The sequence below is a fragment of the Pseudomonas shirazica genome, assembly GCF_015168335.1.
In the GTDB taxonomy this organism is placed as follows: Bacteria; Pseudomonadota; Gammaproteobacteria; order Pseudomonadales; family Pseudomonadaceae; genus Aquipseudomonas; species Aquipseudomonas asiatica.
In genome coordinates this window covers 1,696,810-1,722,024 of sequence record NZ_CP063456.1, presented here as the reverse complement: position 1 = coordinate 1,722,024, position 25,215 = coordinate 1,696,810, and the positions used below count along the sequence as shown (strand labels likewise).

At 51.8% G+C, this 25,215-nt stretch carries 26 protein-coding genes and 3 pseudogenes; 13 read left to right on the top strand and 16 right to left on the bottom strand.

Annotated elements, in window-relative coordinates:
• Nucleotides 1-64: 64 nt before the first annotated feature.
• Nucleotides 65-385 (bottom strand): annotated as a pseudogene (locus IMX18_RS07925) (Y-family DNA polymerase); the annotation flags it as partial.
• Nucleotides 372-800, bottom strand: coding sequence for a LexA family protein (locus tag IMX18_RS07920; protein WP_217191340.1), 429 nt, complete (start codon nucleotides 798-800; stop codon nucleotides 372-374). The pseudogene IMX18_RS07925 and the gene IMX18_RS07920, both read right to left, overlap by 14 nt.
• Nucleotides 801-1,078: 278 nt before the next feature.
• On the opposite strand from IMX18_RS07920, the gene IMX18_RS07915 reads away from it, so the two are divergent.
• From IMX18_RS07915 to IMX18_RS28440, 3 genes are all read left to right on the top strand, one after another.
• Nucleotides 1,079-2,656 carry a hypothetical protein gene (locus IMX18_RS07915; RefSeq protein WP_217191337.1) on the top strand — a complete coding sequence of 526 codons (1,578 nt, stop codon included), beginning with the start codon at nucleotides 1,079-1,081 and terminating at the stop codon, nucleotides 2,654-2,656.
• A 226-nt stretch (nucleotides 2,657-2,882) separates the two neighbouring features.
• On the top strand, nucleotides 2,883-3,956 hold the full coding sequence (locus tag IMX18_RS07910; protein ID WP_217191335.1) for a type II toxin-antitoxin system RnlA family toxin: 1,074 nt from the start codon (nucleotides 2,883-2,885) through the stop codon (nucleotides 3,954-3,956).
• 15 nt (nucleotides 3,957-3,971) lie between these two features.
• Nucleotides 3,972-4,304, top strand: a complete 333-nt coding sequence (locus tag IMX18_RS28440) for a type II toxin-antitoxin system RnlB family antitoxin (protein WP_411829495.1) — start codon at nucleotides 3,972-3,974, stop codon at nucleotides 4,302-4,304.
• Between the two features lie 94 nt (nucleotides 4,305-4,398).
• On the opposite strand, the gene IMX18_RS07900 is transcribed toward IMX18_RS28440, so the two are convergent.
• Together IMX18_RS07900 and IMX18_RS07895 are read right to left on the bottom strand one after the other, a co-directional pair.
• Complete coding sequence (locus IMX18_RS07900) at nucleotides 4,399-4,767, bottom strand: histone-like nucleoid-structuring protein, MvaT/MvaU family (RefSeq protein ID WP_217191331.1); 369 nt, start codon at nucleotides 4,765-4,767, stop codon at nucleotides 4,399-4,401.
• Between the two features lie 131 nt (nucleotides 4,768-4,898).
• Nucleotides 4,899-7,259 (bottom strand): UvrD-helicase domain-containing protein, encoded by a 2,361-nt coding sequence (locus IMX18_RS07895; protein WP_223175416.1) that lies wholly within the window; start codon nucleotides 7,257-7,259, stop codon nucleotides 4,899-4,901.
• 487 nt (nucleotides 7,260-7,746) lie between these two features.
• Here IMX18_RS07895 and IMX18_RS07890 point away from each other — a divergent pair, with 487 nt between their 5' ends.
• The 3 genes from IMX18_RS07890 to IMX18_RS07880 all read left to right on the top strand — a co-directional run bounded on the left by IMX18_RS07890 (nucleotide 7,747) and on the right by IMX18_RS07880 (nucleotide 12,631).
• Entirely contained in the window at nucleotides 7,747-8,115 is a 369-nt protein-coding gene (locus tag IMX18_RS07890; protein WP_217191327.1) for a hypothetical protein, read from the top strand.
• 684 nt (nucleotides 8,116-8,799) lie between these two features.
• Entirely contained in the window at nucleotides 8,800-10,464 is a 1,665-nt protein-coding gene (locus IMX18_RS07885; protein ID WP_217191326.1) for a dsDNA nuclease domain-containing protein, read from the top strand.
• Nucleotides 10,457-12,631 (top strand): DEAD/DEAH box helicase, encoded by a 2,175-nt coding sequence (locus tag IMX18_RS07880; RefSeq protein WP_217191324.1) that lies wholly within the window; start codon nucleotides 10,457-10,459, stop codon nucleotides 12,629-12,631. Before IMX18_RS07885 ends, IMX18_RS07880 begins: the two co-directional genes overlap by 8 nt.
• A gap of 218 nt (nucleotides 12,632-12,849) precedes the next feature.
• Here IMX18_RS07880 and IMX18_RS28260 read toward each other — a convergent pair whose 3' ends face one another.
• Nucleotides 12,850-13,023, bottom strand: a complete 174-nt coding sequence (locus IMX18_RS28260; RefSeq protein WP_325169224.1) for an LrgB family protein — start codon at nucleotides 13,021-13,023, stop codon at nucleotides 12,850-12,852.
• Nucleotides 13,024-13,259: 236 nt separating this feature from the next.
• On the opposite strand from IMX18_RS28260, the gene IMX18_RS07875 reads away from it, so the two are divergent.
• Complete coding sequence (locus IMX18_RS07875; RefSeq protein ID WP_217191322.1) at nucleotides 13,260-15,674, top strand: AAA family ATPase; 2,415 nt, start codon at nucleotides 13,260-13,262, stop codon at nucleotides 15,672-15,674.
• A 740-nt stretch (nucleotides 15,675-16,414) separates the two neighbouring features.
• Entirely contained in the window at nucleotides 16,415-16,549 is a 135-nt protein-coding gene (locus IMX18_RS28435; RefSeq protein ID WP_217191320.1) for a type II toxin-antitoxin system prevent-host-death family antitoxin, read from the top strand.
• A 416-nt stretch (nucleotides 16,550-16,965) separates the two neighbouring features.
• Here the strand turns inward: IMX18_RS28435 and IMX18_RS07865 are convergent, their stop codons facing one another.
• The 3 genes from IMX18_RS07865 to IMX18_RS07855 are packed head-to-tail and all read right to left on the bottom strand — an operon-like array spanning nucleotide 16,966 to nucleotide 17,966.
• Nucleotides 16,966-17,175: a hypothetical protein gene (locus IMX18_RS07865; RefSeq protein ID WP_027615248.1), complete on the bottom strand. Its 210-nt coding sequence runs from the start codon at nucleotides 17,173-17,175 to the stop codon at nucleotides 16,966-16,968.
• Nucleotides 17,172-17,573, bottom strand: a complete 402-nt coding sequence (locus IMX18_RS07860; RefSeq protein ID WP_217191318.1) for a hypothetical protein — start codon at nucleotides 17,571-17,573, stop codon at nucleotides 17,172-17,174. The genes IMX18_RS07865 and IMX18_RS07860 overlap by 4 nt, the downstream gene beginning before the upstream one ends.
• Nucleotides 17,574-17,600: 27 nt before the next feature.
• Nucleotides 17,601-17,966 (bottom strand): hypothetical protein, encoded by a 366-nt coding sequence (locus IMX18_RS07855; protein ID WP_217191316.1) that lies wholly within the window; start codon nucleotides 17,964-17,966, stop codon nucleotides 17,601-17,603.
• A 17-nt stretch (nucleotides 17,967-17,983) separates the two neighbouring features.
• On the opposite strand from IMX18_RS07855, the gene IMX18_RS07850 reads away from it, so the two are divergent.
• A complete protein-coding gene (locus IMX18_RS07850) occupies nucleotides 17,984-18,433 on the top strand; it encodes a 3'-5' exoribonuclease (RefSeq protein WP_217191315.1) in 450 nt (149 codons plus the stop codon).
• Here IMX18_RS07850 and IMX18_RS07845 read toward each other — a convergent pair.
• From IMX18_RS07845 to IMX18_RS07835, 3 genes are all read right to left on the bottom strand, one after another.
• Nucleotides 18,423-18,725 carry a nucleotidyltransferase family protein gene (locus IMX18_RS07845; RefSeq protein WP_217191314.1) on the bottom strand — a complete coding sequence of 101 codons (303 nt, stop codon included), beginning with the start codon at nucleotides 18,723-18,725 and terminating at the stop codon, nucleotides 18,423-18,425. The two genes, IMX18_RS07850 and IMX18_RS07845, sit on opposite strands and share 11 nt — an antisense overlap.
• A gap of 159 nt (nucleotides 18,726-18,884) precedes the next feature.
• A complete protein-coding gene (locus tag IMX18_RS07840; RefSeq protein WP_186681065.1) occupies nucleotides 18,885-19,181 on the bottom strand; it encodes a hypothetical protein in 297 nt (98 codons plus the stop codon).
• A gap of 297 nt (nucleotides 19,182-19,478) precedes the next feature.
• A complete protein-coding gene (locus tag IMX18_RS07835) occupies nucleotides 19,479-19,733 on the bottom strand; it encodes a hypothetical protein (RefSeq protein ID WP_023128610.1) in 255 nt (84 codons plus the stop codon).
• A gap of 605 nt (nucleotides 19,734-20,338) precedes the next feature.
• Here IMX18_RS07835 and IMX18_RS07830 point away from each other — a divergent pair.
• A complete protein-coding gene (locus IMX18_RS07830; RefSeq protein ID WP_217191312.1) occupies nucleotides 20,339-20,497 on the top strand; it encodes a hypothetical protein in 159 nt (52 codons plus the stop codon).
• Nucleotides 20,498-20,523: 26 nt separating this feature from the next.
• Here the strand turns inward: IMX18_RS07830 and IMX18_RS07825 are convergent, their stop codons facing one another.
• Nucleotides 20,524-20,733 carry a hypothetical protein gene (locus IMX18_RS07825; protein ID WP_217191310.1) on the bottom strand — a complete coding sequence of 70 codons (210 nt, stop codon included), beginning with the start codon at nucleotides 20,731-20,733 and terminating at the stop codon, nucleotides 20,524-20,526.
• Nucleotides 20,734-20,841: 108 nt separating this feature from the next.
• On the opposite strand from IMX18_RS07825, the pseudogene IMX18_RS28430 reads away from it, so the two are divergent.
• Nucleotides 20,842-21,189 (top strand): annotated as a pseudogene (locus IMX18_RS28430) (histidine phosphatase family protein); the annotation flags it as partial.
• Here IMX18_RS28430 and IMX18_RS28425 read toward each other — a convergent pair.
• Nucleotides 21,185-21,280, bottom strand: a pseudogene (locus tag IMX18_RS28425) (DUF4113 domain-containing protein); the annotation flags it as partial. The pseudogenes IMX18_RS28430 and IMX18_RS28425 overlap by 5 nt on opposite strands.
• A gap of 261 nt (nucleotides 21,281-21,541) precedes the next feature.
• Here IMX18_RS28425 and IMX18_RS07815 point away from each other — a divergent pair.
• Nucleotides 21,542-21,925 (top strand): helix-turn-helix domain-containing protein, encoded by a 384-nt coding sequence (locus IMX18_RS07815; RefSeq protein ID WP_217191309.1) that lies wholly within the window; start codon nucleotides 21,542-21,544, stop codon nucleotides 21,923-21,925.
• Nucleotides 21,926-22,189: 264 nt separating this feature from the next.
• Here the strand turns inward: IMX18_RS07815 and IMX18_RS07810 are convergent, their stop codons facing one another.
• Nucleotides 22,190-22,972 (bottom strand): EAL domain-containing protein, encoded by a 783-nt coding sequence (locus IMX18_RS07810; RefSeq protein ID WP_217191308.1) that lies wholly within the window; start codon nucleotides 22,970-22,972, stop codon nucleotides 22,190-22,192.
• A gap of 429 nt (nucleotides 22,973-23,401) precedes the next feature.
• A complete protein-coding gene (locus IMX18_RS07805) occupies nucleotides 23,402-24,382 on the bottom strand; it encodes a TerC family protein (protein WP_021782226.1) in 981 nt (326 codons plus the stop codon).
• A 205-nt stretch (nucleotides 24,383-24,587) separates the two neighbouring features.
• Here IMX18_RS07805 and gvpC point away from each other — a divergent pair, with 205 nt between their 5' ends.
• On the top strand, nucleotides 24,588-24,689 hold the full coding sequence (gvpC, locus tag IMX18_RS28420) for a gas vesicle protein GvpC (protein WP_191472450.1): 102 nt from the start codon (nucleotides 24,588-24,590) through the stop codon (nucleotides 24,687-24,689).
• Between the two features lie 49 nt (nucleotides 24,690-24,738).
• On the opposite strand, the gene IMX18_RS07795 is transcribed toward gvpC, so the two are convergent.
• Nucleotides 24,739-25,197 carry a DUF3429 domain-containing protein gene (locus IMX18_RS07795; protein ID WP_217191307.1) on the bottom strand — a complete coding sequence of 153 codons (459 nt, stop codon included), beginning with the start codon at nucleotides 25,195-25,197 and terminating at the stop codon, nucleotides 24,739-24,741.
• Between the last annotated feature and the right edge of the window lie 18 nt (nucleotides 25,198-25,215).

The following is a 25,215-nucleotide window of genomic DNA, read 5'->3' as shown; positions in this document are numbered from 1 at the left end:
GGACGCTTAACAATGTCCATAGATAGAACTCAATAGCTTAGGCGTCCGCACTATACAACTTACTCTTATCAATGCTGTAGACCTCCGACGCCGGCACCATGGACTCGATAACCGACATGACCCGCTCACTCATATCGCCATAGAGCGAGTAGTTCGACGAGCACGCCACAATGCCGTACTTACGGAGCTTTTCTTTGATCTGGAAGTACGGTTCGCCCATCTTGATCCAGGGCTTCGCGTCTACTGACCGGGCGATCACGCAGCCATCGTTATTGCTGAGCACGACGACCGGCTTGCTGCGCAGGTCGAGCCGGAACACTCGCTCACAGCTGGCGTAAAAGCTGTTGCAGTCAATGAGAGCGAAGACGCGATCAGAGCTTGGCATGACTGCGCACGCTGTAGGTCAGCACACCCCAGACCTCGAGCTCCTCGCACTCAAGCAGATACCTTGAGGGATAGCGGGGATTTTCCGACCGCAGCACCACTTGGCTGCCTTCGCGGGCAAGGCGTTTGCACAGGGGCTCGCAGTTTACAGCAGCGATTACGATATGGCCTGGCTCTGGCGGAATGGATCGGTCGACCAGGACAAGGTCGCCTGGATAAATCCCCGCCCCGATCATGGAGTCACCTTCGACGCGCACCAGGTAGATGTGAGGCGCTCGGACGTCCAACAGTTCGTCGAGGGAAATGCGTTTTTCCAAGTGACCCGCTGCCGGAGATGGAAAGCCTGCAGGCACCTGAAATGAATACAGCGGAAGGTCGGTAGTGCTAGGGTCGAGGGTGCCGAGAACAGTTATCATGGGAAACGCATCACTGTATATTCGTACAGTTAAACGCTTTGACCAGCTTTGGTCAATCGGGCGGATCCACAACATGACAATCGGCTTCCAACCCAAATTCCGCAGCCGATTTCTGCCTCACCTGAAATGCCTTTGTGACACAAAACTGGAATCACGCAAAAAACCTCCTCTACAGGCCCCGTATTACAAGGGCTGCTCCTAGGGCGCTTCAGTTTTCCTTCGATGGCCTGTAAAACAGGCCTATAAATAGCGCAGTGTGACATCTGTTCTTGGAGGCCATGGTGAAGTCGAAAAAAGTGGAGGCCATTCTCGAGCATTGGGGGCCTAGTCTCAGCTCCACGCTCGCAGAGAGGCTTGTCGAGGTTTACGGAGTCAGTGCACCGAACGCTAGGCAGTTGATCCAAAGGTCTTCAGCGAAGCGCCTGAAAGGAATCAGCTTCCCACACCGTACCTCCTTCGTTTATCTGACCAGTCAGTACGGTTCACAGAATTTCTTCGACAGCCTGATCGACGCTCTTAAAACTACCAACCATGCTTGCGGCTATGGCCTGGCGGCGCTACAGGATCGAGGCGGCCTCCTGCCCATCGATCACTTCAAGATCGCGTGCGGCGCCCCCAAACTTCAATCGAAACAGCTGAACGCAGACCGTGTTATGGAGCAGTTGCTCGCCGCTAATTTGATCAAGCGTGTCGACATGGCTGGCATTGGTGAGTGTGTTGCCCTAGCCAGCTTCAGCGCCGAGGAAGAGCAAGAAGCTTTCGTGGATCTGAATGCCAGGCTGAAGGTAGAAGCCATGGCCTTGAACGCTGTGCGCGATTGGATTCGTCGACTGGGGCTTGGCAGCTGGAACCATGTACAGATCCGTGGTGAAGGAAGCATCCCCTCAGCAGGGCCCAACTACTGGGATCTATCGGCGCCGTCCTATCTGTATCCACTGCTGGGCTCGAGCGTTGCAGGCAATTCAACCAAGCCTAAGCCTGGTTCTTTCGTATGCGATGTGTACCTGGGCAATCGGTTAACAGCAGATTCAGCAAAGGCATTCATAAAGAAGTGCCTGAACGTCCGTGGCTTTAACAAGGTAGCGCCTGTCCTGCAGATGTTCCTTGCCGATAGCTACGACAAAGAAGCCGTGCGCGCTATTCGTGGACATGGAGCCATAGCCGCTACGCTGGACTCCCTACTGGGCACGGACGTGGCTCATGGTCTACATGAGCTGGCCTCTGTATTGAAGGCCACCGCCATCAATCTCGGGACACCAGAGAAGATTGATGTCCTGTTCAACGCCCTAGGTAAAATTGAAGGCGCTGAAGGCACACTGCGAGGTTGCCTGTTCGAATACCTGTGCGGCCACCTGGCGGATGAGACCTACAAGAAACCTTGGATCAGCATCAACAAGCTGGTACGTGGCTCAAATGGGGCACGTGCTGAGGTCGACGTATTCGTTGAAGTCGGTAGTTCGGAGGTCGTATTCATTGAGTGCAAAGGGCACCTACCCACCGGCCAAGTGGACGATGCTGAAGTGGAGAAATGGCTGAAGAAGCGCATTCCGGTTCTGCGCGATTTTGCCAAGCACGACGAAGACTACGCCAGGCTGAAGCAGACCTTTGAGCTGTGGACGAACGCGACGATCAGCTCTGCCTCCAAAGCACTCATACAGGCGGAAAATGACAAGACCGACCGCTACACCATCGCTTATCGCGAGGGTGATGAGCTTTTGAAAATGATCAGCGACTCACGTAATTCGTCGCTACTGAAGACGTACAAGCAGCACTTCTCGAACCATCCATTGGCAGTCGCAGCGAAGAAGAAAGGAACGGCCTCATCCACTGCCGGAGAAGGTGCTCTGGAGATTTAGGAATACGAGCGGCGTTGGGCCTGCCTTAGACATGCCTCCCGCTCACACCTCCACTGCTCCTCTGGGCAGCGTTATCAGCAGACCCCTTTAGCTCCGGGTCTTCATAGTATCTGCCACCTGCGAAAGCGAACTCTTCCCCGTCGCTGGAGCCTATTGAACGCCTGGTTCTCGTCGTGCCATATTCCCGGGCTCCCTGCCCCACCGAGCCCTTGCAAAGGACTGTGACGTGACTGATCGCAACTACAAAGACATCAACCTGAACCGTTCCATCATCGAAGACACGACCCACCGTTTTGTCGGGGAGAATGGACTGAAATTAAGGGGGATTAACGACAGGCCTGGGGGCCCCGGTCTTCGTGTAGTCTTCGGAAAGGCGGGAGCTGAAGATGCAACGCTGGATATTTTCTTCACCAACACCGGCACTTCTACACTGCATTACAAGACGGGGAGGAATCAGGAGCTCGGACAGAAGCTTGCGGACGCTCTTTATGAAACCATCCACCCTGATGACTTCGTGACAATCAACCTTGGAATCAAAGGTATTGATCTACCTGATGCCCAAGCGCTGATCGAGGAACTGACCGAATCTGCAGGTTCGGATATCGAGATCGCTTCGTATTCAGCTGCTGAGCGCCGGCATATCTGGAAACTCAAGTCCAGGGAAAACTCAGACGAGTTGACCGTTACTCAGCACGAAAGCACCAACAAGCTGCAGATCCAGGGCCGTCCACTCAGCTGCTACCGGCAACTGAGCTACCTCCTCACCGAGCTACTGGAGGTCAATGCACTTGAATGCATCCTGTTCAAAAAGGAAGAAAATCGCTCCGAGTTTGTCTGTGTCGAGGTAGCGGAAAGCGTGCTCAGTGATAGGTTCGGCGACTGCTACGCAAAACTGCCGCAGACATCGCGCAGGCTGCTTCTGGCAAGCCTCTGCGTAAGGCTGGCGAGCCCGGCACTACCCGACTATTGCATGCTGGTTTATCCAGAGCTTCGCACCCTGGAGGGAGCAATCAGACAGAAGCTATCTGAAAAAAACCTTTCAGATCAGGAAGAAAGCTTCGGAGGCTTCTTCACCAAGACCAGTGGTCAGTTCCACCTGAAGCAGCAATACCATGCTGATATCAGTGATGCTAAACTACAGGGTCATCTGGGCGATGCTTACACATTCTTCAACAGGCAGCGCCACGGCTTGTTCCATATGGAAGAAATGCCTTCCGCAAGCCGTATGATTAGCAACATCACTCAGGCTGTGGCATTGTGTGATGAGGCTTACGTCCACATCAAGAATCTGTATAGCTAAATATTGGGACACTAAATGTTTGATATACGAAGACTAGAAACAGGGGCTGGAGTCATGACGGTAGTTACAGCTACCAGTTATGAGAACCCCTTGTCTAGTCTTTCTATAATTGCTAAAGAGATGCGAAACTCGCGCCACTCCAGCAAGGAAGTCGTTATATTCGATTTGCTCTGCTCTAATGGCGAGGAGTGGAATCGTTTCGCCTCCATGAGTTACAACGGAACTGACTTTGAAAAAAACACATTTAATATAATTTCAAAGTCCGACATCCCTGCAGACCTGGTAGAAACTCAGAGCCATTTTTTTCAGACCCACCCAGAATACCTACTTGATTCTGTAATGAATTGAGCAGGTATTCTGTGGCTCAGCCCCTAACGACATTATTCTTTAGCATTGAAAATGCCATCGCCAGAAGAGCACGGCTCTAGCTGCCGGTCGAAAATTACTGAGACAACCAGCCTTCCACCACGTCAGCACCATACTGAGATTTCCACTCTTTCAACAGCTTGTGATTCCCACCTTTGGTTTCAATGATCTCGCCATTGTGCGGGTTTCTGTACTGCTTGACCTCACGGGCCTTACGCGGTGCTTTTTCAACCGCAGCGGGAGTAGCAGTGCGGTGACTGGCCTGTGGATCCAGGATGTTTATCACATCACGCAGGCTGCAACCATACTGAGCGAGCAGGTCACGTAGTTTTGTCTCGAACTCCATTTCCTTTTGCAGCTCAGCGCTTCCCTTGAGCACTTCAAGCTCAGCGAGCTGGGCGGCGAGCTGCTGCTCGAGCTGACGGAATTCTGCCAAACGGGACATGTGTAAACCTCGAAAAAGTGATGAGAAACAGGCCTACATCGTAAACCATTTGAAGGCCGTTTGATTACTCCAGCTCCCACCTATTCGCTACATGTGAGCAACGAAAACGGCGGCAGCTGGACAACTCTCGGTTATTTCCGGAAATCGCTAAAGTAGGCTTGGCCGGCGTCAATCTTCTCCGACGCCTTCGGAAAGCTCTTCACACCGCACTTCGACTCGTCCAGGAACCAGTAGCAGTGAAGCTTCGCTCTGGTGATAGCCACATACGCAAGCCTCATCACCTCCTCTCCTTGCGCAAGATCATAGGCCCTAGCCTCTCCATCCATCTCGAGCTTGGCTAATTTATAGGCCTGGTTACGCCAATCGGATGAGGTTAGCTGCTCACAGTCTCCCAGCATGAACACGGCATCGGCCTCCAGGCCCTTGGAGCCATGGTAGGTCATGAGTCGAATTTGGTCGGGATGCTTATCCTCCTTCGCTCGTTGCTTGATACGGCTAAGCAGTTGACCAGCTTCTTTAAGCGTACTTCTGGATCGAGAAAGCACCATGATCTCGTGGCCCTGCTCGTAATGCTGCTCGACCAAGTTGACCAGTTGCTTATCATCTTTATCCCAAAGCTGGACTGGATAATGCAAATCCTTCACGTCAGGGTGCGCCGCTACCCCATGCTTAGGTTCACCGCTGCGAGTATCCTTCACGATACTTTCCGCAGCATCAATCACCATTTGCTGAGACCTGTAATTCTGCTGCAGCTTGAGATCCAGCGTTCTAGGAGACGGGAAGTATTTCTTGAAATGTAGGAAAAACTTTGGAGAGCTTCCCCTCCACCCGTAGATGCTCTGCCAATCGTCTCCGACCGCCATGAGGGATGGGAAGATCATACCCTCAGGTGAATGGAATTTTAGGCCACGACGTCGGAGCTCTCCTAGGACACCACGCAACCAACTGATGGTGTTCGCACCGCAGTCCTGGAATTCGTCAACCAGCGTAACCATCTGGGCGTCCAGTATGGCACTCGGAATATTCTTAAAGTTTTCTTTGGCATGCTCACTAAACATCGCGAACATTTTATTGAACGTAAAAATTGGCGTGCTCTGATTAGAGAGAAATTCCTCAAATGCCGGCCAGAAAATACCAAGTGCCTCAAAGAATTTTGCCTCTATAGCACCTTCTTTGAAGTTCATGCCCTTGGTGGCGGTAGGCACGTCCAGTCCGAGGTTCTCCAAGAAAGAGGCACAGCTGTGGAACGCTGCCATAATAGGCGCCGGCTTGATATCGCCTCCGACCTGGTAGCTAAACTTCGGCACCCCTGAAACTTTACCTCGCAAGGTCTCAAGAGAATGTAGCGCGTCGGCATAACTGGTGAAGTAGAGAACTCTATTCGAGAAGAAGAGCTGGAAGAAAATTCTCCGCATGTGCAGTGCCTGGGAAAGACTGACCTGCTTTTTTCCATCTTTGATTTTTATGCTAGATGGCTCATTTGCGTCGAGCCCAAGCACTACATAAGCTTTCAGGTCTTCAGCATAGCCATGGGCATGGAATGTCTCACCGTAGAGGGTGACCTGATTAAGCTGGGCAGTAATCCCTGGCAGAGGCCAGTGCCCGGCTTTTCGCCACAACGCCTCCACGGTCTGGCAGGCCTCAACATCCCGAGCCGAGCAAGCCTTGATGGCAGAGATGCGTTTGGCGTTTTCTGGATCTTCAGGGTTTAGGCGATCTCCTACGCCGATACCATGCTCGAACAAGGCCAGGATGAGCTTTCGGAAGCGCTTGTCAGTCTCGAAGAGGTTTTGGTAGCACCGATCCATCAAGTCCAGCTGCCGCACGTTGAGCCGGATGTCCAGTACGTTCTCTGGCTCTTCGTCTTCGTCGGTCGCGTCTTTGCTGAGGAACTCAAATGCCTTGGCGCCCTGAAGCTGCGGCGACCACCTGAAAAAATCAAGAATGCGAGAGTGGAATGTCCGAACGAAAGATTTCCCCTTCTCTTCGTCCATTGGAATTTCCCACTTGGTGAACACCTTGACTACCTTGGAGATGAAGTCGAACCGGGAGTCACGCGTGAACGTCACGACGGTGATTTTTGATTCTGGCACTTTCAGGTAGTGCTTCAACACAAGGAGCCGCAAGACCATCGTGGTGGACTTGCCACTGCCGGCGCCGGCAACAACGCAGGTGGATGGGGTTTTGGACAGGATCATTTCCCACTGAGGGTCAGTGGGCTGCTGGTGTTCCGGCAGCTTTTCTCTGATGTCAGCGCGGATGCGTTGCTCAAGCTGCTGCGAAATGGGGAAGTCGAAGTGCTCAAACAGGTTACTGTCCACGCCTGGCGCAACATCCGTATGCCGAGCGCTCGGCTTCAGCTCGAGTACGAGCTTCCCGGCTTCATAACCCTCTTCATAACCAGATTCGTAGCCGGAGGCATTACCCGCCGCCCAAGACGTGGTGTCATGAGCGTTGATTTTCTTTAGCAGCCATTCGGCAAAGGTATGCACCGTTTTTCCCCACGTCCCATCCTGGGGGGTCAATTGCTTACTCGATGGCACGCTTTTCTGCTTGCCTTGAGAAGGTGCTTTGTTACCTGATTCGTGTAGAGATCCCACTTGGTACCAACCTTTTACGATTTCCTATCACCCAGGCGGCAAGCCGCCTGCTGTTCTGCGCTAATCACCCCAGCGCACCGGAAACAGTCAGACACCCTGTCCGTCGATCATCATTCAGCCTTCAGGCTGTTGTGGCTGGGGGCACTACGAAGGAAGGTAGCACGGTGCCATACCCAACCAGCAAGCCGAGGTGGCAAAGAAGATCCATAGTGACGAGCATTAAGGTGGCACCGCAGCTGATCTCAGCCACTAGATTGTTGGCCGCATCCTTTGTTCGTGATGAACGCTGGACGAGCAAGGTGTGGAGGGGTAAGCCTATGGCTTGAATGCCACTATAAGCCTATGGCTCAAATGCCACTAGAAGCAGGAGGGACAAACGGTGCATCAGGCAGTTGTACTGAACCACACAGTCCTCGATGTCGAAGACCTCGTTGAGGAGCTCAATCATCACCACGTGGTGATATTGAGCTCCATCATGGATGAGAGGGCTGGAGAGCTGAGAAATCAGGCCGAAGCCAAGATGAAAAACTGGCGCGGAAATGGCCCATCCATCTATTTCTATCAACCTCGCATCATGGTTGAGGGCAATCCATGGTGGATCTCTACATTCATGCTTTCCACCAAGCATCAGCTCAATTTTTGCGAAACCACGAGGCTTGTCCAACGGGCTGTAGAAACCTGGAGATCACGTGGTTCGGCAGAGCGCTTCCTGTACATCAACAGGATCACTCGAGGGCTGTCGGGCTAGGCAACCAAGAGTCACCAGTTACCCCCTCGATGATAGTTGATGCACTCGGGGGAGACCTTTGCGGCATCAAGACGAGCGTTCGCCCAGCCAGCCCTCTGCTGCCCCGTAACTCAAGGGCTCGTTGACGGCACTGACACTGAATCAAGCCCGATTCTCAGAATCAGTGGTTGGGCCAGTTCCCTGTACCTGCAACTGGCCTAAACCGGAAAGGCACTGTTAACCCAAACTGATCTGGTCGCTGATGCAGATTACCTGCCATACCACCCACCTGTATCGAATTATCATCAATGGAAACACGCTCTAGTCAAATTGCTCCCCACCTGCCATTCACAGCATCTAGCACCCTCATCAGCTCCTTACTCGCAACTGGCTGCCGCCGCGTACAGGCCTCGGGTTTTCTCGTTTGGCTGTCTGAGGTCGAGCAGCAACACCTCCGCCTTGCTGTCGCGGAAGCACGCCCGGTAAACCCGCTCCACCCCTCGCCTCCTGGCCAGCTCGCGAATTGCCCCTCTCATAAGTCGAGGTAATTCTGAGCCATACGGCACCAGAACATTCACCAATCCTCCCAGCTCTACTGGTCTGGCAAGGCTCTTCCGAGCCGCTAACGCGACCGGGAGAGCCGTAGACTGGAAACGCACAATCTCATAGGCTTGGCATAGCAAAGTGCCATGGATAAAGAGTGCAATGGAAATTACCGACTCAGGAGGCGTAGCAGCGAAGTACGGCTTCCTTTATCAGGACTGCGTCGCGGCCTGGCTCGCCACTGAGATGCTCATGGACAGGGACATGCGTGCAGTACGTGTCGAGACCGTTGACGATGTAGATGTCGTCTGGGACGGTTTCACAGAGTTCATCCAGGTCAAAGCTGCTGCCGAAAAGAAGTGGACACCGACCACGATCACCGAAAACTCTACAAGCACTGCTGTCGCCTCGACCAAAAGCAAGCCCACAGGCAAACCGCGAAAAAAACGCATACCTGATTCATCGATGGTACATAAGTCGATGAAGCAAGCGACCACTCCAGTTGACAAGTGCAAGTTCCGAATCGTCTCCGCAGAGCGCCCAACCGGCCTTCTGGAGTACCTACGGGTATTACCAGCCTCACGAGCTGGCAGGCCAGGAAGGCAGGAGTTAGTCGATGACCTCAACCAGCGAACCTCCAACTTTGTTGCAGCATCCAAAAATGACGTTGGCCACTGGGTAGACTCCACCTGGTGGCAGGTATATGCGTCGGAACGCGAAATCGAATTACTGGGCATTAAAAACATCCGCAATGCTGCTCTAGAAGTCGTTGGGGTAACGCTGAGCTCTGACGCCGCCGCCGAGGCAATTTGGAGAGACATCGTTTATACGCTAACCAAGAAAAGCGCCCTCTCGAGAAAGGTTTACTGCGAAGACGACAAGACCTACCATCGAAACAATCTCATCGACTGGTTCAAATCTGAAATTTTAATACACGAAAAATCCTCACACACTAGAACAAAGATATACGCAAACAAAAAACTACAACCTATCCTCAACCACTTCCATACCCACACGCCAAGCTGCGGGAGCATCACACGGTGCGGAAAAGTAATGCACCAGAACTACAGCATTAATAAATACAGATATGGCTACATTTCGGAAAGCGTCATAAAGTGGATTGATGAAATCCTGCTAATGCCTGAGGAAATCGCAGACGTCAATGGCATATCTACTTCTGACCGATACCGAACGCTGTTATCTCGGCTAAAAGCCTCTATGGCCGAGCTTGGTGACTTTCTTGGCAAAGTCTTACTTCACTCCTGCATCCGAAGCCATCATACGAGCCAGCCAATACCCGCGTCGTTGTACATCGAGAAGCCGTTCGAAGTGAAAGTTCTCGAAAACGTTCACATCGTGCCTCGAGCTTCAGAGGGTGATGAGCTTTGGGTAGGATTTAGTCATCTCTACACTGGCACAGACATAGTTGAATGTCTTCAGAGCCTCCGCACCATCCTATACACAGATATTACCGACAACATAGACTCAGCTAGATCCAAGATCCTTGAAATCAAACAAGACTCTTACTTGCTCCAACACGATATCGATGAGCTTCTTGAGACCAGTCAAGCCTTCGACACACACCTAAACAGATATCGATTTATAGTTTTCCTCGGTTATAACTCCGCCCTATTGACCGACCCCAAAACACCAGGGTACGAGCCGAACCTTTTAACAGAAACCAAGAAACTGTTCGACGATTTTTCTTCAGACTTGAATACCAGCGGATTCGGAGAGGTGTTGATCGAGCTCCACCTCTACCCTGTGCCGGACATAGACAAACTGCTATCCGAAGTAAAAAAAGCACTGGAGAAAGCTTGTGCTTGAACACTACGAATCCGCACTGCAAAGCCTCCAACAACAGAGCTTCTCGGCTTTTGCCTATTTAAAAACCGCTGATCAGCTTCTGTCGAATCCCAAATACAGAAGCTCAGGCCGAGAACTTGTTATCCGGGCTCTGGACTCTCGAAGCCGGTTCTCGGCTGTACATGCTTTACTGCGGCACTTAGTGCGAAAATCGGGACTCTATCCATATCTGAAAACACAATTCCAAGATCTATCGCTTGCGGAAGAGTGTGTCCTTGAGGCCTATCAGACGCCTATCTCGACTGATATCGTCTTTCACTCCATGCAGTATAAAATCTACGAACTCCTTCTAGAAAAGCGCAATGTGATCTTGAGCGCCCCCACTAGCATGGGAAAAAGCGCCATCGTGGACTCCCTAATAGCGTCAGGCAAATTTAATAAACTCGTTATAGTTCTCCCTACTGTCGCCTTGGTAGACGAGACTCGACGCAGACTTGAAGAACGATTTGGCCAAACATTTCAGATTATTCATCATGGAACCCAGCGCTCAGGGCAGGAAAAGATCCTCTACGTCCTCACACAGGAGCGTGTAAATGACCGAGACGATCTCGAGAACATTGATTTATTTGTACTTGATGAATTCTACAAGCTAGCTTTCAAACGCAAGAAAGACGGCGAGATTGACGATGAAGATGAGCGAGTACCTGCTCTCAACTCAGCCCTAAGCAAGCTTCTACGTTGCTCCGAGCAGTTCTTCATGACAGGCCCGTTTATCAATGGCGTCAGCGGACTGCCCAAGACCAACCTGAATTACACATTCATCCCCACCGACTATAACACCGTCGCAGTTGACGTCGAGTTTTTCAACATCAAGCCTGATAGCGTTGATGAGAAAAACGAGGCATTAGCCAGAACACTAAAACAGATTAATGGCCCTACCATTATTTACTGTAAATCACCAGGGCGCGCGGTACAGGTTGCTAAATTCCTATTAAAATCCGGCTATGTAAAATCCGTAGAAGATGACTATCTAGCGTGGCTGGATCAGCACTACCACCCTAAATGGGAGTACACCCGAGCATTTCGAAATGGAATCGGTCTTCACTACGGCGGACTTCCCAGGGCCATGCAACAATACACGATTGACAAATTCAACCGTGGCGAATTGCCGTTTCTCATCTGCACCTCAACCATTATTGAAGGTGTAAATACTGTCGCCAAAAACGTTTTCATATACGACAACCGGGCCGGTAACTTTAGCATTGATCGTTTCACTCACGGCAACATCAAAGGCCGAGCGGGACGGATGGGCGAGCATTTCGTCGGCAAAGTTTTTTGCATGGAAGATCTACCCAAGCAAAGCGACTGTTTTGAGGTAGAGATACCTCTAGGCAAGCAAACCGAAGAATTGCCGTTAAACTTCCTCGCCGGCATTCAGCCAGAACACTTGACTGACTTTTCCCAATCAAGATTTGAGGCTGGAACATCAGCCAGCAAGGCAGGTAAAGATTTTCTGAGGAAGCACGCATCATTCAAGTTCGAAACCATTGAAGCAGCATTTAGCTTCATAGAAATTTGCGATGAAAGCGAATTTCAAAGCTGTCTATTCTCAGGCGTCCCAAAGACAGGATTTGCTAACCTCCTATCTCGCTTCGTTGATCGCGTATGCTCTGGCTCGCTTAAAAAGCTGGGGCTCATCAATAACATTAGTGTTATCAATGCTAGAGTCTCTGCCTACCTAATGGCGCCAAGCCACGAAAAGTACCTTATACAACAAATATCACGCATACCATCCGGTACCGAAAGCGAGGCGTTGTCCGAGCAAATAAACCATGCCCTGAACTTCGCTAGTCGAATATTTGGCCATTCGATACCTAAAGCACTGGCCCTGCTTGAAGATATCGTCAATCTAAAGCTCGAAGAGAGGGGCGTAGACTTCCGGGCATCTTACGGGCATCTGCGCAGTATTTTCGAAAACTATCACTTGCACCCGGCATGGGCCGGGCTTGAAGAAATGGGAATCCCCGTTCAACTGCTTCATAAGCTTGGAACACTTTTTCCATTTGCAGAAGAGGCAAGCGTTGACGACGCTTCTCGAACCCTGCGTGAAAACCTACATCGACTTCAACGCCTTACGCCTCTGGAGCGTCATTTCATTGATCGAGCTCTAGGTCGAGTAAAACGGTAGAAGGCCACATGAACAAGGGCGCCATTTGGCGCCCTTTATCTTCAGCCAGCTCAACTCAACCGCAGGCTTGGCCCCTGGTAATTATCGTGATTTACCAGGTGTCCTCGACCTCATTGGGGAACTCGGAGAGATAGCAGCGCCCTTCCGTCATCTTGGTAGGAGTCACGTGCATCCTACGATCTGAATCACAAAAAAGGACTGCGTAATGCATCGGGCAATCAAGCCACAATCCTCGCAATCATGAATGACAGCACCATCGTCAGGCTCACTACCGCCCCCTCCTCATGACCAAAGCTTCGAGCAATGCTCAGACCGAATCCTTGCGCTGCGGCGCCAAGTGGGGCTCCTTTTGCAAGTCGGGTGCGAGCGGTATCAACCAATGAGCCAGGCACCTTTCCGTACCGAATGAACTACCTTACCAACGCCTTAGGTAGGCAATTCGATCAGAGGCTCTGGGTATTAGAGCACGGTGATGGATGGGGGACTCGACTCGCCGCCTTGGCGCCTCACTCGCTTCTCGCCCCTCCAGAGCAAGAACTCCTCCATTCATAGCAACTTCTCGGTTTCCAGCTAAGCTGAATCTTGGTCTGCCAAAAAGCTAAGAATTTTTGCTAGGGAATGGTGCAGGATGAGATCTGATGATGCTTACGTCGCCTTTCAACGTTTAAAAAAACATGCTGAAGAAAATATTAGCGCCATCATTACAGAACAAGACGCTCGCTTTCAATTAATTGACCAGATGTTAGTCGATGTTTTGGGATGGCCCAGAGAGTCAATCCGAACTGAACCACATCTCGATGAAGGCAGAATTGACTACCTACTCCTCCAAGGTGGCCGAAACAAGTTAGTAGTAGAAGCCAAGCGAACATCAGCGACTTTGGTTGATACCAAAGCTGACACACTAAATTTTTTCAAATTTAACGGCCCCAGCTCTAAATCAGCTACGCCTGTACTTAGACAAGCTGAAGGCTACTGCCTGGACACAGGCGTGCAGTTTTGCGCAGCAACAAATGGCGTGGAGTGGGTTGGGCACTGGGCCATCAGGGGAGACGGGCGCTCAAAATCAGACTACAAGATTGCAGTCTTTCCTTCCCTAGAGGCCATTCAGAGCAGCTTCCTTCAATTCTACGAGCTTTTCTCAGCGGAAGCGATTTCAAAAGATATTTTCAAGACCTATTTCAATGAAGAGGAAGGCAACTCGGTGAGTCAGGCTGAAGACCTGCTTAACATCAGAACTGACAACCCACAATTTATGAGAAAATCTGAAATATCAAGAGACATTGAAAAAGTATTTACGAAATTTTTTACCTCAATGTCTGGCGACGAAGACTCTGAAATGCTTATTAACTGCTTCGTCGAGAGCAAGGAAAGTCGTGAAACTGATGTTAGTCTTCAGCGAATAGCCAAGAACATCATAGATGGAATTTCATATATTGATACAAACTATGGCCTGCAAGCCGATATACGAGATGCTGTCGACAGCGAAAAGGGTGACTTCGCTCTAATTATAGGAAACAAAGGCGCCGGAAAGTCAACCTATATAGATCGCTTTTTTAAATTAACTTTAGAAAGTACCTTACGGTCGAAATGCCTCGTGCTCAAGGTTGACCTGCGGCTATCCCCTGGAGATACGAGCTCCATAACTCGGTGGCTAGACACCAAGCTATCTGAACTTTGCGAATCATTACTATTCCCCGATGAGCCTACATACGATGACCTTCGCGGCGTCTACTGGAGAGAATATAAGCGTTGGTCGCAGGGAGAGATGAAGCATCTTTATGAAACTGACAAAAATCAATTCAAAATAGATTTCGGTAGTTTTATCAAGGAGCAAAGACTAAAAGAAACAGGCTTATATCTATCAAATTTACTGTGGCATGCCGTTGGTGCCCGCAATTTGATGCCATGCCTCATCTTTGACAACGCCGACCACTTTCCCCGTGAATTCCAAGAAGCTGTTTTCCAGTACGCTCAGTCCCTGTACAGATCGATCAAGAGCTGCTTTATTATTTGCCCTATTACAGACAGGACAATTTGGCAATTATCCAAGCACGGCCCATTTCAATCCTATCAATATAAGGCCTTCTATCTTCCAACCCCATCCACTAAAGAAATCCTTCAAAAAAGGGCGATTTTCCTGCAGTCGAAAATCGATCACACGATCAACACAAATCAAGATCAATACTTCCTGACAAAAGGAATTCGAGTTAGTGTTCAAGACCTGAATGCATTCGTTGCTTGCATTGAAAGCATCTTCATTGACACGGACTTCATTTCACGCCTTATCAGCTCATTATGCAACCACGATATTCGTCGTAGCCTTGAACTTACTAAAAGAACGCTCACATCCCCACACATCGCTGTGGACGACCTAGTAAAAACTTACCTGTCTCAAGCTAACAAGCTGAGGATAGCACCCCAAAAGATAAAGAAGGCTGTATTTTTGGGAGACTACTCTCAATTCTCCCAAGACGACAATAACTTCATCCTAAGTCTCTATCATACGTACTCAGATCATATCTCGACCCCCCTTGCTAGACTCAGCATTCTTCAGGCACTAAAGCAGCAATATTTCCAATCCGAGGATGCGGAGGCAAAATTCATCGAAGTCAATCAGCTAGTCATTTATTTAGAGCCGATTGGCATCCCTAGAAAAGTTATTATCAGGCACCTAGAGGCATTATTTTCCTACAGACTGGTTGAGGCTTATGACCCAACAAGCGAGGCACTGGATGAAAACACCAAGATTAAAATTAGCCCATCCGGCTTAATTCATATTGAGCTTGGTTCCGATGACATTACCTACATTGAACATGTTGGTCTTGCGACGCCAATACGGGCCGGCGAGCACCTCGCTACTTTGCGCGGACTTTTTGCCGCCCGAAAACTCGACAGAGATGACTGGAGCAAAATCTCGGGGGCGTTCGTAAACTACCTTCTTATCCAAGACGAAATATTCTGCCCCGCTACAAATATTCTGTCTGGGCAGGAGTTGTTGAGAGCGACTCTAAGGCGGCATATGCGAACACTGGACAATCTTTGAGTCGAGATCTATAGATACTTTTGCTTTAACCTAGCCATGACAGCAATAGCTGTCATGGCTATTTATAGTGTTTCATTAAACCAAAATAACCGGCAGCCGCACTGCCTTAAGTCTCGATGGCCACACACACGATATTCACAAGCAAGCGGAGCGCGCAGGCGGCAGGATGAAAGCCCGACAGGGCCAAAACCCGCCTTGGGCGGGATTTGGTTCACGCTAGCCTTCCGCGAAGCGGTCGCAATAGCTTATCGATGCAGCTTACTGAAGTGCTCTACTAACCTTGCAGGAGCAATCGACTGCCACGCTTCAAGTACGGTGGTTTATAGAATATATAAATTTCAACCCTTACAAAAAACACCGCAATTAAGTAGGTAGGCGTGAATGCGCAACGCGCCACATCTCCAGTATATTCCGCGAACCCGTTCAAGCCATAATTACAACCATCGACAATCGAGCCCTGGCCATAGAAAAACGCGACCCAAGCTACAATAAAAGCCACTCCGGAGATTATCGCCGCGCTGGCCCAGATGCCAAGTTGTGAGTATGCCGCAGGCTCGACACATTTATGACGTCACCGCCAGCAGGCTTAACAGCATACTCAAAGCCCTTACTTTTAACTTTACTTCTTGATTTTTACTATCCAGTAAAGTTCTTAATGCTCGCCTTTATCGAGTTCCTCAGATACCTTTGCAGGCGACTCTAAAGTTTGGAATTAGCACATCATCCTAGAAGAGGTCGAGATGCAGGTGATCAGCTTAACGCAGGCAAGAAGGCGCTTCAGGCGGCTCGTGAGGCTCCTCCAGGAAGGCCATTCATTCGTGATCACTAGGAATGGAAAGCCGGTCTGTAACCTAGTGCCGCCTGATGCGCCTTGACCTGCGCGCAGTGTTCGGAAAATCCGCAAAGAAATCCGAAAAAACTAGGGGTCTTTCGCCCTGTAAGCCAGGCGTGCCGAGGATCCCAGGGATTCCTTGAATCCGCAAAATTGCTAGTTCGGCCCTGCGGGCACAGCTGTCGTGAACCAAACCCCCGGCTGCGCCGGGTTTTGGCCCTGCGGGCGTCCATCTTCTCGTCTCTGGCCCTCCGGGCCGGCGCGCTCCGCTTGCAGCCAATGACTGAAGCCCGTGTCATTCATGGGGTGCACCTGGGCAACCTGAAAATGAGCATGATAGATCGCCGTGCACAGGACATCGTTCACCTACCTATACGTTGGACTACGTGGCCAAAGCGGGGACGAGATCAAGCCGATCTCTTCACTAAACGAGTCCGTCGCGTCTAGAGATCACTGCATTCAGTGAACTGACTGCCCAAGCGTGCCGGCCTTGTGCAGCTGGTAGTCGATGACGGTTTGATACAGGTGATCAGCCTCGATGCGAAGCCGCTCCACCACATCGGCTGGTTGCCCCTCGTCCACAGCCCTCTGATGGTCACGGATCGCTTGGAGAGCCTGCTGCAATAGCGGCTCGCCGGCTTCTGCCATACCCAGGATCGTTCTTTTCACTGCGACCTCGTACTGGATCTGTGGGCCCGATGGGCGTTCAGGTGCTGAAGCTCTTGGTGCCACACCTCCACGAGTTTCTCGAAGTCGCGCAGATAGGGCCCTTCTACCAGGCGGGTAGATCCAACACTCGCCGCTTGGAAGCGCTGCAGCCACGGCTCAGGGATACTTTCCTCGACAACTAGCTGAACGCCGTTGTGGAGCTTCGTGATGACGACATCGACGAGCTCCTGGCTGGAGAGCTGATTAGCACTCACGATGTCCTGCAGGCCCTGGTCAACCTCGTCGAGTTCGGCCAGCACCTTTTCAGCGCGTGCATCTCCAGGCTGAAGATCGGCAAGTGCCCACAGCGCTCTGCGCCTCGCGGTCTCCAGGCTGCGCAGTCGATGATCAATCGTCACATCACTTCTCCCTGCCGCAGGTGGACGTCACAGGCCAAGTTCGACTTCTAACTGCGATCCCCGCAAGGTACGGGTGAGCTCGTCTCTCGGCAGGCTTGCCAGGATTCCATCGGCGAGGTCATTGGCGTGCCGGGCGTACAACGTGACAACACCGGGTACAGGCACGCGACCGGGAACGAGGGCCCCGACTCGCACCTGTGCAATTTTCAGTATATTCACGACATCTGCGTGTAGCGTTTCGGTCGACAGGTGCTCGACGGTCGGCCTTGCGGGAGCGCTCGCACCGTCCCACAGATCTACAATCGTTTCCAACAGCTTTTCGGGGCCGAAATACGCCAAGGCGATTTCCCACAGGCAGCCTTCCTGGGACAACTTCAGGCGGGCCCTAGTCATTGCAGAGGTTCCAAAAGATGAGGCTCTTTCTCGATTGTGAGTTCACTCAGCTCACCGCGCAGGCAAAGCTGATCTCCCTGGCATTGGTCGCCGAGGATCGCCGGGAATTCTACGTGGAAGTGATGGACGCGTGGCGAGAAGAAGACTGCAGTGAGTTCGTGAAGGAGATCGTACTGCCGCAGCTCTGGGGAGGCGAGTACGCCATGCTGATTATCGAGGCCAGAGCGGCGCTCCTAGGGTTCCTGGCAACCTATGACGAAGAGCTCGAGATTGTCACTGACGCACCTGCCTACGACTGGGAGCTGTTCTGCGAGCTCGCCTATGACGATGGGAAATGGCCCCAGAACGTGAGGAATTTCCCCACTGATGCCACGACCCTAACTGCGACGAACGATGGGGAGGAATTGCCTCACCATGCCCTGCTGGACGCCAGGATCATCGCAAGCATGTTCACAGCTAGAGCGTAACCAGCTCACGCTCAATGGATTGCCTGAGGTGCTCGGGCATGTTGTTGCAGACGTGGAAGTCGACTGGCACCCCCACCATGGCCTGGAGCTCGTCCTCGAGCTCGGCGATGTCGAACAAGGTAATCCTGCCGGCCATTGCTGGAGGGATGGTGGCGAGCAGATCGAGGTCACTCCCTTCGTGATCATCGCCTCGAGCGACAGACCCGAAGAGTTTGGGCTCAGTGAAGCCATAGGTCTCGATCAGGCGTCGGATGTCCCCTTCCTTTCCTCGTATCGCGTCAGTGGGCCTCATGCCTTTCTCCTTGAGCCACAGGCGCTCATTGATGCCCCCGGCGAACCAGCATTTTGAGGCCCGCCTTTCCGGAGCTCAAGCGCCTCATTAGACTCGGTATAGCGATGCGAGGTGTCCAAGCCTGCTTTGGTAGGGCCCCATCCGTAGGGCCATGAACCGTTAAGTAGTGGCCCCACCCCAAGCCCAGTTACCGCCCACGACAATGAAAATCTCGGAGGTGAGCCCCCGATTGGCAAAGGCCTTCTTTACGGAGTTGCGCACTGAATCGCGGACTGCGCCCGCTCCCGATCCGTCAAAGAAGCCCATCGTCGAAGTGGTTGGAATCACCACATTATGGCCGGCATCCGCCTTGACCACCTTGGCGAGCCCTATCCCCTTCAACTCTTCGTAAGCTTTTTCGTAGTCCTTCGATGACGCATTCTTCAGATCGAACGTGCAATACACGAGATAGCTCATGGATTTTTCTCCCCGGTGAGCTCGACTGCCGTAAGGTGGGCCCGCCATGAAGCGGGCAGCACCTGGTTTGGTCTTCAGCTAGGCCAGGACTACTGCGTATGGCACAAGGTAGAGCAGTATTTGCAGCCGTTGGATTGGGGATAGACATTCCGAGCCTGGCGCACAGCGGTGGCACACGTAAAGTGGTAGCCCAGGTCAAGACGGTTGTGAGGCGCTGGCAGATAGATGCAGACACTGGTGTGCACTTCATGGTCACCATTGGCCTGCTTGTTCCGGTTCACGAAATACTGGGCCATGTCAGTTGCCTCGCTCTTTGTTCGACTGAGAAAGCACCGACCCCGCAAGGGCTTTGGTGGTGGCGTTGTACTTGTCGCTTTCCAGAACCCGACTGGCTTTGGTCTCCATTTCGGCACTGGTTTGCTTACCAGTGGATGCCTGCGACATAGCCGAGCCGGCCAGCTCCTTCTGGATCGCAGACGAACTGCCGCTGCGAAGGACTTCGGAAGCCAGGGTGGCTACAGTGGAGGAGGTTTGCTTCGTATTTTTCGGCACGATGAAGTGCTCCTGTATCGATATTGGATCAAATAGGCAGGAGCAACCCTTGAGCGGAAAACCGGGCTGGATGGTTGACAACCAGACTCGGTTTTTCTCTAATGCGCGTCCCACCAATGTCCGCATTGGCTCAGGGAAGGCGGTTATGCGTGCTCGGCGACCAAACTTTGCACGCATACCCGCTGCATTTCTGAATCCGCAGCGTGCCCGCCAAAAACACAAGATGTGGGGTTTCTGGCGGAACGAGATACAAGATAATGGGGTCGTTTTGGCAATGCAAGGTATCCCCCTTGTGGATAACTTGTGCGCAAATTGTTAGTTGGATCCCAAAATCGTGCTGTATGGATGCACAGCCCTTCAAGCATGCAGGTTTCAGCCTCGTCGGGCTGTAACATTTGGCAATACTTTCCTGTTTTGTCCCCTACCAGAGCCCCGTGATATGGCGAACTTTCGCGACCGTGTCGGCCCTGAGTCTGCAGTTCGACATCTACATCCGCATCTTTGTGTAGCCAAATGACTACTGGCCAACGGAGCGCCCCGTCCTGGCTCGGATCGGCTTCACGAAGGAAGGTGCTGGGCATGGTCGAGCGTTGGTGCAGCGCCTGGTGGAGCTGGCTCCCCAATTCGGCTATCGCTACCTGGCCATCGAGTCTGCCAATGCCAACGCATCAGCGTTCGCCGAAAGGTTGGGCTTCAGTCCACGCGACAATGGCCGTCACTGGATCGGTACGGTAGACGCCGTACAGCAGGCCTTGAATCGTTGATAGGCGAGACGTGGTCGGCCACAGACTCAATGGCCTTTCTCTGCCGGCCCGCCAAGGGCTCGAAGCTGATAATCAGTGACGGTTTGAAAACGATGCTCAGCCATCAACCTCAGACGCTCGAGCTCAATCCCCACGACTCCATCAGCCTGGGCCTGATGGTAAACCTTCAGCGCTTCCACAGCCTCGGTGTACAAGGGGTCGTCGGGCATCAGTACCTTGCTCAGATCTCTTTTCACGATCTCTTCCTTTCGACGTGGCTATCTCACTCGCTGCCATGCCAGCATGCGCAATCCAAGCAACGTGAGCCGAGTAAGGATAGTGCATGGAGAACGTCAGGCTGATACGCCAACGCTGGCGGGGCCACCAGGGATCACACAAGCCTCCCTTTAACGGCAAAAGGCTTGGAGCAAGCCCAAATAGTCGCTCATTTCCATGCGAACGCTCCTGACCTAATCATTGCCTCGCCGTTCTCGCGCACCCAAGCGACCGCGCTTGCCACAATGACAATCTATCCCGGTGCCGTTTTCGAACCTTGACCGGTTCACGAATTCACCTACCTGGCGCCGGCACGCTGTGTAGATACGGCGGTCGCACAGCGGCGGGGTCGGGTCGAGGCTTACTGGCAGAGATCAGATCCTGCCTTTTCAGACGGTTTAGGAGCAGAGTCTTTCCATGATCTCTTGACCAGGGCTGACTGAGGTCGAGCAGCAGAACCTCTGCCTTGCTGCAGCGAAAGCACTCCCGGTGCACCCGCTCCACACCCTCCTTCGCTGCCTTAGTCACTTGCACACCAAGACCCCAGTAAAAAGACTAGGGAAGCGGAACACAGGCGGGAAAATGAAAGCCCATATCGCTCGTCTTGCCTAGAGAAGTACAAATGTTCTCCTGCTGAGCTCTGCGGGATATACTGGATACATTAACAGCGAATCGACGGGGTGGGCGGCCCCTGCTCAACGCCAGACCTGGGATAGGGAAGCTATTACCTGATGGCCAGTCTATGTTCCGTGATTTTATCAAAGGCACGTCCACTCGCAGAGGTCGCACATGTCACTTAAGTCGTCGTTCTCCATTGTTCTCCGTGCGCTTCGCAGCAAGCGAAACATCACGCAGCGGGATTTCGGTGATACGAGTCGGACATTCGTGTCAAAACTCGAAGGGGGTAAATCCAGCCTGACTCTGGATAAGCTCGATCAGGTGAGTCAGCGCCTGGAGTTGAGCCCACTGACGTTGCTGACGCTTACTCTCAGTTTGGACACCGGGAAATCATCAGCGGAGCTTATCGAACAACTTCGTTTGGAAATTGAGAACCTGGATGGTGACGGTGGCGTACCGGGTCTGGAGGAGCTTAGACGTCCTAGCGGTATCGGCTTAGCTCAAACTCCGCACCTGACATTCGAGAATGGTCAAACCCATGTCATCAATCGATAGCCTGCCGTTGAAAATGTAAGCGATCAAAGGGAGGTAGACACCACCCTGGACGCTCCCCCTTCCGGGGTACGGCTGTCGCACACCGCACCCTGGCTTCGCTAGGTTGCGGCCCTTCGGGCTTCCATCCTCACGCCTCTGGCCCGTCCGGGGCCGGCGCGCTCCGCTTGCTTGGGACTGCTCCATTACAACTGAAGCCAAGAGACTGGTGACTAATCCGCACGGGGTTCACGAAGGCTAGGATAAGGGGGCGTTATCAGGTCAAGGTCAAGAAAGCCGCTCAATCAAAGGCAATCCGTTTACTTGCGGTCGAGCGAATAGATACCCTTGCATCAAATCAATCCCCAGCGCCAACAGCGCTTGGCATTCTTCGTCAGTCTCAATCCCCTCGGCAATAAGCGTAATGCCCAACCGCTCGGCCACCAAAACGATACCGGCGACGATGGCCTGGCGAACCGAGTCCTGGTTAATTCCCCGAGTGAGAGCCATATCCAGCTTGAGTACAGCAGGCTGAAATTCTGCGAGTAGATTCAGCCCTGAGTACCCCGAGCCGAAATCGTCTATTGCAGTGGTGAAGCCCTGCCGCTCGTACTCCTTGAAGATCGATTTCAAGTGTTCAGTGTCTTCTATCCGCTCGCCCTCGGTCACTTCGAACATGAGCAGATTGGCGGGGAAGTCGAATCTTCGAGTAGCCTCTAAGGTAGCCCGGATACAGGTGCTAGCACGGTATACGGCGTTGGGCAGAAAATTGATGCTCAATTTACACTCTTTCTGCCGACCCAAGCCCAGCCCAGCCGCTTGTTCGATGGCCTTCACGCGACAGGCCTGATCAAAACGGTACAGATTGTCGGGCGATACCTTGGCCAAAATGTCCGCAGCGCTTTCACCGTTCAGTCCGCGAACCAGTGCCTCATAGGCGAACGGCCTACCTGAAGGCACATGGATTATGGGCTGGAACGCCATGGTAATTTCGAAATTCAGGCTAGCAAGGTCACGACATTGGGAGCATCCAATCGCTAAAAAGGGCTGAGGGAAAACAGGTTTGCTCATGGGATATCGTCGAGGTTACGGAGTATGGCTTTGCAGAATGCTTGAATCTGCATCTCAAGCCAATCTCCCCCTACCCAATCCATCTCAGTGGATTTATCGGCCTAGCGTACCGGCCTTGTGTAACAGGTAGTCGATGACGGTTTGATACAGATGATCAGCCTCGTGACGGAGCCTTTCGATCTCCTCGGCTGGCCTCCCTTCATCCACCGCCTGCTCATGGTCACGGATCGCTTGGAGAGCCTGCTGCAATAGCGGCTAGCCTGGGCGCTTGTGCTCAAGGAATGTAGACATCCAGCCATTACACGCGGAAGCTTAAGCGGTGTAATGGCGGACGCCCAATCCTAGATCTACAGGTTTACTGCATTGTCCTGTAATTCATAACGCTTCCGCGCTTTCCTCTCGCTAAAAGCAACGATAAAAGCTAGTACGTTAAAACTTGACGGGCTCTCTTGTCTTCCAAAGCGACAGCAATACACCGCCAATCAGAAGACCAATTGTAACGCTCAGAGAAATCTCTGCGGGTACCTTGCCCACGATATCGTGAAGGAAAATCTTCGTACCTATGAAGACAAGCACCAAGGCCAAGGCATACTTAAGATAAGCGAAGCGGCTTATCATCGCCGCCAGCGCAAAATACAGCGCCCGCAATCCGAGTATGGCAAAAATGTTAGAGGTATAGACAATGAAGGGATCCTGAGTGATAGCAAAGATTGCGGGAACGCTATCAACAGCGAAGACCAAGTCAGCACACTCAATAAGAATCAAAGCAAGAAATAGCGGTGTTACCCATAACACCTTTTTACCTGAGTCATTGGGCAGCCGCACCAAGAAATTCTGACCATGCAATTCCTTGGTTATGGGCAAATGACTACGGAGATACTTGACGAACCGGTTATTCTCCAGATCAGGCGCATGATCCACACGAGCGAATAGCATCTTTATCCCAGTGAAAACCAAGAAAGCTCCGAAAAAGTAAAGTATCCAGCTGAACTGCGCAATGAGCGCGGCCCCCAGGCCTATCATAATGGCCCTCAAGACGATGACTCCCATAATCCCCCAGAACAGCACTCTATGCTGAAACTCTCTAGGGATGGCCAGGAAGCTAAATATTAATGCGATAACGAATACGTTATCCATCGACAGGGACTTCTCAATCAGGAAACCAGTCACATAGTCCATACTTGCGTCGCTGCCTTTCTGGAAGTAAACCCAAACAGCGAACAGTAGGCCCATGCTGATGTAACCAGCTGACAGCAGCAAGCTCTCTTTGACGCCAATCTCTCGATTCCCTCGATGGAGAACCCCTAAGTCAAGCGCTAGCAGAGTTAAAACCACAGCAAAAAAGGAAAGCCAGAGCCACAGATCAGTGCCCAGGACATCCTGAGAGAGATACGCATTTAGGGCAGTCATGAGCCCCTCCTATATAGTCGTAGTTCAACAACTATGACTCCGACATGGCGGCTAATTAACCGTCAGAGGGGCCCGGCGTCACACATTAAGATTTTATCCAATCAAACAACCTTGCAAGAGGAAAAATTTTACTAATTATTTCTCCAGCATACTCGGCATTGGATCATCCCGAGCTGCCGAATTACACATCAAAGGTCACTCATTGATGGGCTGCAAAACCCGCCAAGAGCTAGACCGATTAGTTAGCAAGCGCCTCTGGCAAGCGAAAGCCCTAAAAGCCGTCACGCACAGGGCTGACCTAGTCTAGGTGGTACCGCCTCAATGGTTGCCCAGCCGCTGCCATCGGGATAATGAGCTCAATCAAAAAAAGACAGTACAAGCACACCAATTAGCAAACACACACTTGCGACTATGGTTAAACGTACTCGCATAGACCAGTACCACCCAGGCAAAATATTGACCAATTTGCGATCTTGCCACAGATGTACAATGAAACCGCAGGCTAATACCAAGCAGCCCCATGACACAGGTAGCAACATGCTAACCCAACCGATGAGGGCGGGAATAACACTCCACACGAGCCTCTCCTGTCGTCCATTTGCAGACAAGCCCTGTAGCGTCATAGCGAAACCCCAATGCAAGGCCCCGACAAAGCTCAGTATCACAGCCCCATAGCCCACCAAAGCAACAAATAGAAAATCTCGGTAATCAGTCGCTAAACAAATCAGCAGTGCCACACCAACAAACGGCAGCAAGCCACTATAGCCCAAGACTTTAAAACGACTTGGAGATAACGTATTGAAAACTGCACTCATGGCCACGTTCTTCCTATG

Coding starts and splice junctions, on each gene's coding strand:
- IMX18_RS07850 (WP_217191315.1), top strand. CDS start 17,984: ATGAGGCTCTTTCTCGATTGTGAGTTCACTCAGCTCACCGCGCAGGCA.
- IMX18_RS07900 (WP_217191331.1), bottom strand. CDS start 4,767: ATGTCCCGTTTGGCAGAATTCCGTCAGCTCGAGCAGCAGCTCGCCGCC.
- gvpC (WP_191472450.1), top strand. CDS start 24,588: ATGGGCTGCAAAACCCGCCAAGAGCTAGACCGATTAGTTAGCAAGCGC.
- IMX18_RS07840 (WP_186681065.1), bottom strand. CDS start 19,181: ATGAGCTATCTCGTGTATTGCACGTTCGATCTGAAGAATGCGTCATCG.
- IMX18_RS07845 (WP_217191314.1), bottom strand. CDS start 18,725: ATGAGGCCCACTGACGCGATACGAGGAAAGGAAGGGGACATCCGACGC.
- IMX18_RS07875 (WP_217191322.1), top strand. CDS start 13,260: ATGAGATCTGATGATGCTTACGTCGCCTTTCAACGTTTAAAAAAACAT.
- IMX18_RS07915 (WP_217191337.1), top strand. CDS start 1,079: ATGGTGAAGTCGAAAAAAGTGGAGGCCATTCTCGAGCATTGGGGGCCT.
- IMX18_RS07815 (WP_217191309.1), top strand. CDS start 21,542: ATGTCACTTAAGTCGTCGTTCTCCATTGTTCTCCGTGCGCTTCGCAGC.
- IMX18_RS07805 (WP_021782226.1), bottom strand. CDS start 24,382: ATGACTGCCCTAAATGCGTATCTCTCTCAGGATGTCCTGGGCACTGAT.
- IMX18_RS07920 (WP_217191340.1), bottom strand. CDS start 800: ATGATAACTGTTCTCGGCACCCTCGACCCTAGCACTACCGACCTTCCG.
- IMX18_RS07855 (WP_217191316.1), bottom strand. CDS start 17,966: ATGACTAGGGCCCGCCTGAAGTTGTCCCAGGAAGGCTGCCTGTGGGAA.
- IMX18_RS07810 (WP_217191308.1), bottom strand. CDS start 22,972: ATGAGCAAACCTGTTTTCCCTCAGCCCTTTTTAGCGATTGGATGCTCC.
- IMX18_RS07885 (WP_217191326.1), top strand. CDS start 8,800: ATGGAAATTACCGACTCAGGAGGCGTAGCAGCGAAGTACGGCTTCCTT.
- IMX18_RS07795 (WP_217191307.1), bottom strand. CDS start 25,197: ATGAGTGCAGTTTTCAATACGTTATCTCCAAGTCGTTTTAAAGTCTTG.
- IMX18_RS28440 (WP_411829495.1), top strand. CDS start 3,972: ATGTTTGATATACGAAGACTAGAAACAGGGGCTGGAGTCATGACGGTA.
- IMX18_RS28435 (WP_217191320.1), top strand. CDS start 16,415: ATGCAGGTGATCAGCTTAACGCAGGCAAGAAGGCGCTTCAGGCGGCTC.